At 42.7% G+C, this 11,502-nt stretch carries 10 protein-coding genes; 4 read left to right on the forward strand and 6 right to left on the reverse strand.

The genetic code is table 11. The annotated features are described in order from the left end of the window. Window positions 1-490: 490 nt before the first annotated feature. The gene (gene asnB, locus KO530_RS08650) at window positions 491-2,158 is read right to left on the reverse strand and encodes an asparagine synthase B (protein ID WP_216048023.1); all 1,668 of its coding nucleotides are present in this window, start codon (window positions 2,156-2,158) and stop codon (window positions 491-493) included. A 451-nt stretch (window positions 2,159-2,609) separates the two neighbouring features. Between asnB and KO530_RS08655 the strand changes: the two genes are divergently transcribed. Next, on the forward strand, window positions 2,610-3,359 hold the full coding sequence (locus KO530_RS08655; RefSeq protein WP_216048024.1) for a glutathione peroxidase: 750 nt from the start codon (window positions 2,610-2,612) through the stop codon (window positions 3,357-3,359). Here the strand turns inward: KO530_RS08655 and KO530_RS08660 are convergent. Next, window positions 3,344-3,520, reverse strand: coding sequence for a hypothetical protein (locus KO530_RS08660; RefSeq protein ID WP_216048025.1), 177 nt, complete (start codon window positions 3,518-3,520; stop codon window positions 3,344-3,346). The genes KO530_RS08655 and KO530_RS08660 overlap by 16 nt on opposite strands. A gap of 74 nt (window positions 3,521-3,594) precedes the next feature. Beyond that, window positions 3,595-3,789 (reverse strand): hypothetical protein, encoded by a 195-nt coding sequence (locus tag KO530_RS08665; RefSeq protein WP_216048026.1) that lies wholly within the window; start codon window positions 3,787-3,789, stop codon window positions 3,595-3,597. Window positions 3,790-4,054: 265 nt separating this feature from the next. Here KO530_RS08665 and KO530_RS08670 point away from each other — a divergent pair, with 265 nt between their 5' ends. Both KO530_RS08670 and KO530_RS08675 read left to right on the forward strand, forming a co-directional pair. Further along, the gene (locus KO530_RS08670; RefSeq protein ID WP_216048027.1) at window positions 4,055-5,080 is read left to right on the forward strand and encodes an alpha/beta hydrolase; all 1,026 of its coding nucleotides are present in this window, start codon (window positions 4,055-4,057) and stop codon (window positions 5,078-5,080) included. Between the two features lie 7 nt (window positions 5,081-5,087). Continuing rightward, window positions 5,088-6,185: a glutathione S-transferase family protein gene (locus KO530_RS08675; RefSeq protein WP_252729061.1), complete on the forward strand. Its 1,098-nt coding sequence runs from the start codon at window positions 5,088-5,090 to the stop codon at window positions 6,183-6,185. On the opposite strand, the gene KO530_RS08680 is transcribed toward KO530_RS08675, so the two are convergent. The 3 genes from KO530_RS08680 to pulA form a co-directional block, all read right to left on the reverse strand. After that, window positions 6,142-6,372 carry a hypothetical protein gene (locus KO530_RS08680; RefSeq protein ID WP_216048028.1) on the reverse strand — a complete coding sequence of 77 codons (231 nt, stop codon included), beginning with the start codon at window positions 6,370-6,372 and terminating at the stop codon, window positions 6,142-6,144. The two genes, KO530_RS08675 and KO530_RS08680, sit on opposite strands and share 44 nt — an antisense overlap. Before the next feature lie 523 nt (window positions 6,373-6,895). Beyond that, on the reverse strand, window positions 6,896-7,558 hold the full coding sequence (locus KO530_RS08685; RefSeq protein WP_216048029.1) for a YceH family protein: 663 nt from the start codon (window positions 7,556-7,558) through the stop codon (window positions 6,896-6,898). A gap of 28 nt (window positions 7,559-7,586) precedes the next feature. Then, a complete protein-coding gene (pulA, locus tag KO530_RS08690; protein WP_216048030.1) occupies window positions 7,587-10,415 on the reverse strand; it encodes a pullulanase-type alpha-1,6-glucosidase in 2,829 nt (942 codons plus the stop codon). Between the two features lie 559 nt (window positions 10,416-10,974). Between pulA and cspE the strand changes: the two genes are divergently transcribed. Next, window positions 10,975-11,181: a transcription antiterminator/RNA stability regulator CspE gene (gene cspE, locus KO530_RS08695; protein WP_216048031.1), complete on the forward strand. Its 207-nt coding sequence runs from the start codon at window positions 10,975-10,977 to the stop codon at window positions 11,179-11,181. Window positions 11,182-11,502 lie beyond the last annotated feature (321 nt).

Consider the following 11,502-nt stretch of genomic DNA (forward strand, 5'->3'; position numbering starts at 1 on the left):
TTCTCGGGATTGTAGCATGGTCTTTAGGCCATGGGTTTGGCTCGGGGCTAAAGCCACCGACTACAGGATGTATTTCTCGGGATTGTAGCATGGCCTTTAGGCCATGGATTTTCGTCCAGAGATAAACCAATATCGGGGTTTTTCCAACCTATCTCGGGGCTGAAGCCACCGACTACAGGGATGGATTTCTCAAGGTTGTAGCATGGCCTTCAGGCCATGGATTTTCACCATCTCGGGGCTAAAGCCACCGACTACAGGGAAGGTATTTCTCGGAATTGTAGCATGGCCTTCAGGCCATGGATTTTCACCATCTCGGGGCTAAAGCCACCGACTACAGGATGTGTTTCTCGGGGTTGTAGCATGGCCTTCAGGCCATGGAGTGTCCCAAGCCCTATACCTCTTGGGGAAAGCCACCGATATATAAGGCGAGGTCTTTATTTCGCGCAAAAAAATGGGGCTAAAAAGCCCCATTTTTGGTTTTTACTAGCGGTTATGACTTGCCGTGAACACTGATTACAGAGCGTCCTGATGGATCAGCCATATTCTTAAAGCTTTCATCCCACTCTAAGGCTTCTACGGTACTACAAGCGATAGATTTTCCACCGGGTACGCAGTTCGCCGCGCTTTCTTGAGGGAAGTAACCTTCAAAAATGGTGCGATAGAAATAACCTTCTTTGGTATCTGGTGTATTGTGTGGGAAACGAAATTCAGCGGTAGCGAGTTGCTGTTCTGTCACTTCGTTATCAACATAGTCTTTGATGGAATCAATCCAAGAATAACCTACACCGTCACCAAACTGTTCTTTTTGACGCCACAGTACTTCAGGTGGTAAATATTCGCCATTATCAAAGGCTTTACGAAGAATCCATTTTTCCATTTTTCCGTCAAGACACATTTTGTCTTTTGGATTAAGACGCATAGCCACATCAAGGAACTCTTTATCCAAGAATGGAACGCGGGCTTCTACACCCCAAGCTGCTGTTGCTTTGTTTGCTCTTGCACAATCAAACATATGCAGACGGTCTAATTTACGCACTGTCTCTTCATGGAATTCTTTTGCATTTGGTGCTTTATGGAAATACAAGTAACCGCCGAATATCTCATCAGCACCTTCACCAGATAGGACCATTTTGATACCCATAGCCTTAATTTTACGACTCATTAAGTACATTGGTGTAGCAGCACGGATGGTTGTAGTATCGTAAGTTTCAAGATAGTAAATAACGTCACGAATGGCATCAATACCTTCTTGAATAGTAAAGTGAATCTCGTGATGCACAGTGCCTATCATGTCAGCTACTTTCTTAGCCGCCACTAAATCTGGCGCACCTTCAAGACCTACTGCAAATGAGTGTAGGCGAGGCCACCAAGCGTCTGACTTATCTTCGTCTTCTATGCGCTTGGCTACATATTTAGCCGCAATTGCCGAAACCAAAGATGAATCCAATCCGCCTGATAACAATACAGCGTAAGGCACATCTGACATCATGTGAGACTTCACTGATTTTTCAAAAGCCGTTTTTAATTCGTCTAAATCTGTGGTGTTGTCTTTGACTGCGTCATAAGACATCCAATCTCGTTGATAATATTTTTTCAACTCACCGGTTTTGCTCCACAGGTAATGCCCTGGTGGAAATTCTGAAACGGTTTTACATACTGGTACCAATGCTTTCATTTCTGAAGCAACATAGAAGTTTCCATGTTCATCAAAGCCAGTATATAGAGGGATGATGCCAATATGGTCACGAGCGATTAAATACGCATCTTGCTCTTCATCATACAAAATGAAAGCGAACATGCCTTGTAGCTCATCTATAAATTCAATTCCTTTTTGTTGGTACAAAGGAAGAATTACTTCACAGTCTGACTTGGTTTTGAAGTCATAAGGTTGCGCAAGATCTTTTTCTAACGCTTTGTGGTTATAGATTTCACCGTTGACAGCCAGAACGTGATTATTATTTCGGCTAATTAAAGGTTGCGCTCCAGTATCCACGTCTACGATCGCCAAGCGTTCGTGACTCAAGATTGCGCTATTATTATTCCAAATACCTGACCAGTCAGGGCCACGATGGCGTAGCAATTTGGAAAGCTCTAACGCTTGCGTCCTAAGTTCTGATACATCAGTTTTGATGTCCAGAATGCCGAATATTCCACACATAAAGGTTTATCTCTCTTATTTCCAAGTTTAAGGTAAGGGAAAAGTATCGCAAGAATAAGGCTGATAAAGGAAATAACTTTTTCGAACAGCTCAGATTTTTATGACGTATGTCCTTTTCCAACGGGTGAATTTGCCAGTATGAGCAAAAATTGCAAGGATAATATGTAATTTATTTTCAATTAATTAAATTAAGTACGCAAGTTTACAATTAATTCATTGAATTCGATGAAAATAACACCCATATGTAACTTAAGCGTAACAAAACTAATTAACTATCTATCAGTAAACTATTTTGGCAGGCAACTTATATTTTTTCGATTGAAAAGCTGCTCAATAACCCTTTAATCTGTTTTATAGATTACCATGATTTGTTTTAATCATTATTATTAAAAGTGTAAAGGCTGTATTATTTACCCAACTAGCCGGAATTATTAATTAATTGGAGATTTACATGACACAAACTAATCCAAACTTTGAAGACAAAACGGGTCAAAAGGTCCCTTCTGTTACTTTTCGCACTCGCCAAAATGACGAATGGGTTGATGTTACAAGCGACGAGCTTTTTGCTGGCAAAACAGTTGTTGTTTTCTCGCTTCCTGGTGCATTTACACCAACTTGTTCATCTACTCACTTGCCTCGTTACAATGAATTGGCAAAAACATTTAAAGAAAATGGCGTAGATGACATTGTTTGTATGTCTGTAAACGATACTTTTGTAATGAATGCTTGGGCAGCCGACCAAGAAAGCGACAATGTTACTTTAATCCCAGACGGTAATGGCGAATTTACTGACGGCATGGGTTTGTTGGTTGATAAAAACGACCTTGGTTTTGGCAAGCGCAGCTGGCGTTATTCAATGTTGGTAAAAGACGGTGTGGTAGACAAAATGTTTATCGAACCTGATTTACCAGGCGACCCGTTTGAAGTATCTGACGCAGACACTATGTTGGATTACGTCGCACCTGGCGCATTGAAGCCTCAAGCCGTAAGTATTTTCACCAAACCTGGCTGCCCTTTCTGCTCAAAAGCAAAAGCGTTGCTTAAAGACAAAGGTTATTCTTACGAAGAAATCGTTATGGGAGCGGGCGCTACTTTAACTTCGCTTAAAGCCATCACCGGTCGTGATACTGTTCCACAAGTATTTATTGGTGGAAAACACATTGGTGGTAGCGAAGAATTGGAAGCTTATTTCAAATCATAAGTAATGAGCATCGAAGAATAAATTGAAAAACGGGCGTTAGCCCGTTTTTTTTGCATCCGTCCCCGTAGCATTGCCTTTAGGCCATGGGGGGTTCGCTCGCCAATCTCGGTGTTGAAACGATCCATCTCGGGGCTAAAGCCACCGACTACAGATTGTAGCATGGCCTTTAGGCCATGGGATTTTCTCTCGTCAATCTCGGTGTTGAAACGATCTATCTCGGGGCTAAAGCCACCGACTACAGGTGTAGCATGGCCTTTAGGCCATGGGATTTTCTCTCGTCAATCTCGGTGTTGAAACGATCCATCTCGGGGTTAAAGCCACCGACTACAGGTCGTAACATGGCCTTCAGGCCATGGATTTCTTGCTCGCCAATCTCGGTGTTGAAACGATCCATCTCGGGGCTAAAGCCACCGACTACAGGTTGTAGCATGGTCTTTAGGCCATGGGTTCCTCTCAGGGTTTAACCTATCCATCTCGGGGCTAAAGCCACCGACTACAGGTGTAGCATGGTCTTTAGGCCGTGGGGTTTTCGCTCGTCAATCTCGGTGTTGAAACTATCCATCTCGGGGCTAAAGCCACCGACTACAGGTGTAGCATGGTCTTTAGGCCATGGGGTTTATAATGTTAAATAAACGTAGCAATGGGGGATTGGGCTGTTTATAGTATTTTAACTACAGTGTTTATGGCCCATTTCTATGTCAAAATTATCCTTAATTGTCCTCGGACTGTCGCTATTTGTTGTTCAAATTAGCCATGCTAAAAGTCCTGATTGGCTAATTCCGTTCAAAACCTTTTATGCCGAAGAGCTTGGTACAACCGCGGATTGTAAAAGTCCTAAGCCCTTTGTCTACAAAATCTGCTCTTCTGCTCTTAAAAACGACGGCAACGCGGCATACGTTTACCATCACAATCAACCCACAGATACAACAGTGGTGTTATTCCATGGTTTGAGTGATTCACCTTTCTTTTTTGAATCCATTGCTCCTGCTATTCATCAACTTGGTTACACTGTGATTGTCCCGTTGTTACCTGGGCACGGCAAATTAGATGCAGATGATGATATGGAGGACGGCGATTTAGCAAAACGCTGGACCTCTCATGTAGACGAAGTCATGGCATTTGCCCACACTTTAAGCCCGAATGTATACATCGGTGGCTTTTCAACTGGAGGTGCACTTTCAGCGCAACACGTGTTGACTCATCCTGATCAGCAAAAAGGATTAATTTTATTTTCTGGCGCTCTGGCACTAGATGAATCTGTTGAAGGAATGGCAGGGATTTGGGGAATTAAGTCTTTAGCAAAGTTGCTTGATTGGAGTTACCAAACGCAAGGACCTAACCCTTACAAGTACCCTGAAGTATCGCGTCACTCTGCATTTATGTTAACTGATATTATTTTTGACGTTCGCGATAAATTAGCTGACGGAAATGTCCTTAATCTACCGATTTTTTCTGTTCATTCAGAGGCTGATGCAACCACGCCAATTCGAGGTGTAAAAGACTTTATCAAACAAAACGCCGGACAAAGTGAAACATTTTTTATCGATGCCTCCTACCAAGTTTGCCATGCTGATTTAGTGGTAAGTGAATCGCAATTGAATGATATGCAATATGATGCATCTAAAGTTGATGAGTCTGAGTCTTGCAAAGTTCCCAAAGCAAACCCTAAGCATGCAGAAATGATAGCGGCTTTAATTCACTTTCTAAATAACAATAAGTAGTTAATTTATGTCTAAAATGTTTACCTTGTACGGCGCCCAAATGTCACTCTACACGGGGAAGGCTAGAGCTTATCTAACCTACAAAAAAATTCCTTTTCGAGAGGTATTTTCGTCAGTCAAGGTTTACAAATCCATTATAGAACCCAAAACTGGGGTTCGATTTATCCCTGTTGTTGAAACGCCTGAGGGCGAATTTATCCAAGATACAGTGCACATTATTGACGAATTGGAAAAGCGTTTTGAGGGGCATAGCATTTATCCGGCCACTCCCAAGCAACAGTTGGTGTCAGAAATATTTCAATTATGGGGTGATGAATGGTTAGTCATTCCAGCTATGCATTATCGTTGGAACAAAAATAATTTTCCGTTTATATATGAAGAGTTTGGGCGAGTAGCAACGCCTAACATGCCTGCATTTGTGCGTCGTTTTTTTGGTAAAAAATTGGCGAGCAGATTCAAAGGGTTTGTGCCTGTTTTAGGCATTACTGAAAAAACCATTCCGGCAATCGAAGACTGGTTCGAAAATCACGTTTTAGTGGAATTAAACAAGCACTTTTCTACTCACGAATTTCTGCTAGGTAGCCGGCCGTGCGCTGGTGATTTTGGATTATTCGGACCCTTATATGCGCATCTTTATCGTGATCCTGTACCTGGCGCAATTTTAAGGGAAAAAGCCCCGCATGTTGCTAAATGGGTAGAACGGTTACGAAATCCCCCTAAAAATGACGGAAGTTGGCTTGAAGGTGATGCGATACCGGATACTTTGATACCATTGTTATCCCGCATTTTTAAAGAATTTTGGCCTGTTTTGATGCATAGCGTTGAGAGTGTACAAAAATGGATTGTTGAAAATCCAGATGTTGAAAAAATTCCTAGATCCATTGGTTTTCACCAGTTTACCATTGGTGGTATATCAGAAAAACGCGCGATTATGCCGTTTCAACAATGGAAATTGCAAAGGGTAGTGGATGTTTATAACAAGTTTGATGTCGAACAAAAGGCAAACGTTGATAACTTTATAAACGCATCATTTGGCCTAAAGATTGAGGCTTTGCCGATGTCTAAAAGGTTGCAGCGTAAAAATAATAAATTGGTCGTTGCATAGAAAAATGGGGTTGTAGCATGGCCTTTAGGCCATGGGGTTTTCTCTCGTCAATCTCGGTGTTGAAACGATCCATCTCGGGGCTAAAGCCACCGACTACAGGTGTAGCATGGCCTTTAGGCCATGGGTTCCTCTCGGGGTTTAACCTATCCATCTCGGGGCTAAAGCCACCGACTACAGGTTGTAGCATGGCCTTCAGGCCATGGGTTCCTCTCGGGGTTTAACCCAACCCAATTTCGGGGTTGTAGCATGGCCTTTAGGCCATGGATTCCTTTCAGGGTTTAACCTATCCATCTCGGGGCTAAAGCCACCGACTACAGGTTGTAGCATGGCCTTTAGGCCATGGGTTCATCACGGGGTTTTCCCAATCCAATAACGGGGTTGTAGCATGGCCTTTAGGCCATGGATTCCTCTCGGGGTTTAACCCAACCCAATTTCGGGGTTGTAGCATGGCCTTTAGGCCATGGGTTTATCACGGGGTTAACCTAACCCAATTTCGGGTTGTAGCATGGCCTTTAGGCCATGGGTTCCTCTCAGGGTTTAACCTATCCATCTCGGGGCTAAAGCCACCGACTACAGGTTGTAGCATGGCCTTCAGGCCATGGATTCCTCTCAGGGTTTAACCTATCCATCTCGGGGCTAAAGCCGCCGACTACAGGTGTAGCATGGCCTTTAGGCCATGGGTTTACCAATCTCGGGGCTAAAGCCACCGACTACATGCCTAGTTCTTGTTTAAATTGTTTGAACTGTTCTTTTAATTCGGCAAGTTCGGCTTCTAATGTGTCGACCCTTTGTGATAACGAATTTTGTGGTGTTGATGACGATGCGGTGCCCTCTGGTCGCGATTCAAATTCGCTGATCTCAGGCTCTCCTGAAAACAAGTGCATGTATCTTGATTCTCGTTTGCCGGGTTCTCTGGGAAGCTTGGTTACAAGGCATTCGCCATTAAGAGTTTTCATGTATTCAAGATTTTCTTCCACTTCGTCTACATTTTTAAATTCTGCCAGGCGGTTAGTGCGACTGCGTAATTCCCCTGGCGTCTGAGGGCCGCGCAAAAGCAATACACATATTATGGAAAATTGCTGTCGAGTGAGTTTTAGGTCGCCAAACTCGGTATTGCAGAAGCGATGTTGGTATTTCACCACGCGACTACCAAAACCGCTGTGCTCGTTGATTTGTTTTAGTTCTCTGAGTTCGTCAACCGTGCGCTGAACATCACTTTCAGTTAAGTTCATTACTGGATCACGATTACTTTTTTGGTTACAACCTAAGGTTAGTCCATTAATTGATAGTGGGTACTGATCCGGTGTGGTGACTTCTTTTTCAAGGAGTACTCCAATAACACGGCACTGAAGAGGGGTTAATTGCACTAACATTTTATTTCCTTCTATTTCTTGTTCTTTTTTATCGAACGAATACTGCAACTGTTAATTCAGGCAAATTAAAACCATATTCATCTGTTGTTGCGGTCTTAACTAATGGGTCGCTTCCTGTTTGTTGTGCAGGATGCAAACTGAATTGCTGAGCCTGCGGCATGTCAAATTTTACAGAATGAGTATTGTGATTAAAAATAACTATGACCTGTTTGAAATTAGAGTCAATATTTTCTGTATTGGCAGAATTAATGGACATCACTATCAAACCTGTTTTTTGATTAGTGCCGGTATTCAGAAACTTAACTTGCTGAATAATTTCATCTGCGGTTTGCAGATTGAAAAGCGGCGTTGAAGTGCGAATTTTTAGAAAGTCTCTAAATACCTGTGAGGCAAATTGAATTTCTTGAGTTGAAACAACGTCTCTGCCTTGGTTTTGCGCAATTGTTTGAGTAATTACTTCCCAATTGCTTTGGTCTTTTTCGGCAGGGGGTAATCCCACATTATAATTATTCGACTTTTTCCCGAAGTCTACCTTGTTGAACCAATCGCCGTAATCATAACTGTCGCGCAAAAACGATTTGGAGCGCAACAACTCGCTACCCATATGTAAAAAAGGTATGCCTTGTGCCATCAAGGGATAGGCGAGGGACATGATGTGCATTCGGACCCGTTGTTCGGTGGTAGCCTGATGTGCAGTGCGATACTGATTGTTGTCCCATAAGGTTTGATTATCGTGTTTCGACACATAGTTTATGGTATCCGCCGGATCTAGTGCATACCCGGTAGGCGCACCCCCATAATCTATATCACGGCCAAATACATGCTCTCCTTGGGCATTTTCCAGCGGAAAGTTCGCTAAGTTAGCGGCAAGTCCAATACGGGCTTGGTCCATGGAAAGCTGGTATTCCTGCTGCAAGGATTGCGTATCAATTTGGCTTTGCAACTCATTTGGGAACACCAATAAGCCGTTTCCTAAGCCTTGGCCTTTACGAATATCTTGACCTGATAAGAATGACGAACCGCCTCTTACAGCATCCCTTAATCTGTCTGTGAAGGTGCCTATTTCGGTGCCTGCCATTTCAATCTGACTGGCTTGGATGAACTGTGAATTGTTAGCAACTTCACCAAAGTTCCATCCTTCACCATAGAAGTAGGTGTCAGGATCTACCGCTCTGACCGCTTCTCTGGCATGCAACATGGCGCTTTTAGGTTGATGTCCCATGAGGTCGAAGCGAAAACCATCGATTTTATAGTGTTTCGCCCAGGTGACTAATGAGTCTGTCATCAATTTGGCCATCATGACATTCTCAGTCGCAGAGTTTTCACAACAGGTTGATTGTTCAATGGCCCCTGAAATTGGGTCTAGACGGTGATAGTAATTAGGCACAATTTTGTCTAAGACTGATTTTTCAGCCAATCCAGCGGCAAAGGTGTGGTTATACACAACGTCCATTATTACGCGGAAGCCCAATTGGTGGATGTCCATGATCATTTTTCTGAATTCTATAAGTCGTGGAATGCCTTCTGGATTTAACGCGTAGCTACCCTCTGGCACAGTGTAATGATAAGGATCATAGCCCCAGTTGTAATCATCTTTACTGCGGATTAGCCCAATTACTTTTTGAGCCTCGGAGGACGAGGGCGTATAGCTAAGTAAAAGACTTTGCAAGGACAATTCAGGGTTATAGTCGGTATGACAAATTTCCAATTCAGAGGCTAAAACGCACACTTTTTCTAAGCTGTCGTGCATGGAAATGACGTTGTTAGGGATTTCATCTATGGTGCTTAAATCATAGGTGGGGAGCAAGTGGATTGTATTTAGTCCCGCCTTTCTAAGTGCTTTCAAGTGATTGATGGAGTCACTGTTGGATTGACTGAATGCCGCGTATTTTCCAGCTAGATTTGGGTTAGAGAGGTTTTGGTCTGACGCGCTAAAATCTTTAATGCTTGTTTCATATAAAATTAAACTTTCCGGTGAATCGACCACAGGGATATTTTGTTGTTGCCAATTTTCTGGTTGAGTTTGCGGTGAGCTTAAATCCACCACTTGGGAATAGACACTATTGGTGGATAAGCTTAAGGAGTAGGGATCTGTCACCTGTAATACTTCAATCTGTTTCGATTCAGGGTGATAAACCTGAACTTGATAGCGATAGAAGGTTCCTTGCGGAGCATGACTAGTAATGCCACTCCAAGCGCCAGTTTGGGGATCTTCAGTGAGCTCTAATATGCCACTTTCCAACGGGTTTTTATGTTCATCGAACAGGCGAACTTTGACGTTCAGTGCGGTGGGAGCCCAAATCGTGAAACGCGTAGAGCTTCCTAATAGTTGCGCGCCAAAATTATCAATTTCATCTGCATCGTCCTGTTTTGAGGTATATAACGCGTCGAGTAGTTTTGCATTTTGTAGATAAGATAGACTTTCGATATCTGCCAAGTTTGGTTTTTTTGTGTGGTGATTAACGCTGACTACAGCGGCTTGCTGTTTCAGTAGCGATTTTAACTCAGAACGGGGAATGTCCACTTTGTAGGCATAAAAGTGGCTTAAATGTGGGTAGGATTGCGACACCCACTGAGGTGTTTCCACCGCTACTAAATTGAACAGTCTGTCTGCTTTTTTCTTGTCATCTATACTGCCATTTTTCGAAAAGACCAAAGCTGGGTGGGATTTTTTATTCGCTAATAAAATTAAATCGGCGCGAATCCAGTGGGCGGAAAAATCGACCTGCATTGTGCTGTTGTCATAATTAAGTGCTATTGGTTCGCCAACACTACGGTTAGTTTTTGTCGAGCCGCAGGCTGTCAAGATGAGCAGCATGACTAAGCTAATAGTACAAGTATAAATAGTAGGTTTCATGTTAAATCCTGTCTCACTCTCAACGCTTCTATGGGCGTTATAAACGGGCGTTGGTTTTTTAAATAATTGATTCGATTTGCCAATGTCTATTTGGTCAAGCACCTAGTCTATAAGTTCATTTGCTTAGGCGCGAATTACATACGTATGTTGTTTGTAAATAAATGAATTGGTAGGTTTAGAGCTCGTTTTACGCGCCTTTATGGGTAAGAGCAAACTTATAAGATTAGGCAAAATATTTAGTTTATCTGTCATTTTAGGGTCATAAATACTGAGTAGCATCGCCCATTAAGCTGTGCAAAACGATTAGGTTAACGAGCTGATTTTATAAGCTTTTAGTCGTAAAAAACATGAATTTTATATACACCTAATTATTATCTGTTAACCTAATAATCAGCGTGTAACATAAACGTGAATTACATTTTACTTAAGAATATCTTTACATCTGTTTTACCAGTTAGTTATTGAATAATTTCTGTTAGTAACATGCATTATTTCCATCGTTCTACACAGCTAAACCGGCGTGCATGCGCTATTTATTGACAAAAATTAGGAAAAGACTATGTCTAAATCAACTGGAATTGTTAAGTGGTTCAACGCAGAGAAAGGCTTCGGCTTTATTACTCCCGATAATGGCGGAGCTGATGTGTTTGTACATTTCCGTGCTATCGCTAGCGATGGCTACAAAACGCTAGACGAAGGTCAGCAAGTGACGTTCGATATTGAGCAAGGCCAAAAAGGTCCTCAAGCGGCAAACGTGACTGTTTAAAACATCACTGCGAGTCCATATGAAAAACGTCAGCTTAAGCTGACGTTTTTGTTTTTTGGGCCCGGCAATGTTGGTTTGATGAACCCCATGGCCTATAGGCCATGCTACGGATTTTTTGTAGGCGGTGGCTTTAGCCCCGCGGGAACATGCGAGATTCCATGGCCTAAAGGCCATGCTACAAATATTGGGGGTTATCACCTGTAGTCGGTGGCTTTAGCCCCGAAACGCAATACGAACATTCCCACGGGATGAATCCCGTCCTACAGGGGGTTATTCAGCCTCGAGAATATTGGTTTGATGGGCCATGTTACGGATTTTTTT

The organism is Aliiglaciecola lipolytica, assembly GCF_018860635.1.
Lineage (GTDB): Bacteria > Pseudomonadota > Gammaproteobacteria > Enterobacterales > Alteromonadaceae > Aliiglaciecola > Aliiglaciecola lipolytica_A.

What these genes read in the sequence shown, in the direction of transcription:
- KO530_RS08660 (WP_216048025.1), bottom strand. Translation starts at nt 3,520, where the DNA reads ATGCTACAATCTGTAGTCGGTGGCTTTAGCCCCGAGATGGATCGTTTC.
- KO530_RS08655 (WP_216048024.1), top strand. Translation starts at nt 2,610, where the DNA reads ATGACACAAACTAATCCAAACTTTGAAGACAAAACGGGTCAAAAGGTC.
- KO530_RS08675 (WP_252729061.1), top strand. Translation starts at nt 5,088, where the DNA reads ATGTCTAAAATGTTTACCTTGTACGGCGCCCAAATGTCACTCTACACG.
- cspE (WP_216048031.1), top strand. Translation starts at nt 10,975, where the DNA reads ATGTCTAAATCAACTGGAATTGTTAAGTGGTTCAACGCAGAGAAAGGC.
- KO530_RS08680 (WP_216048028.1), bottom strand. Translation starts at nt 6,372, where the DNA reads ATGCTACAACCTGTAGTCGGTGGCTTTAGCCCCGAGATGGATAGGTTA.
- asnB (WP_216048023.1), bottom strand. Translation starts at nt 2,158, where the DNA reads ATGTGTGGAATATTCGGCATTCTGGACATCAAAACTGATGTATCAGAA.
- KO530_RS08670 (WP_216048027.1), top strand. Translation starts at nt 4,055, where the DNA reads ATGTCAAAATTATCCTTAATTGTCCTCGGACTGTCGCTATTTGTTGTT.
- KO530_RS08685 (WP_216048029.1), bottom strand. Translation starts at nt 7,558, where the DNA reads ATGTTAGTGCAATTAACCCCTCTTCAGTGCCGTGTTATTGGAGTACTC.
- pulA (WP_216048030.1), bottom strand. Translation starts at nt 10,415, where the DNA reads ATGAAACCTACTATTTATACTTGTACTATTAGCTTAGTCATGCTGCTC.
- KO530_RS08665 (WP_216048026.1), bottom strand. Translation starts at nt 3,789, where the DNA reads ATGCTACAACCTGTAGTCGGTGGCTTTAGCCCCGAGATGGATCGTTTC.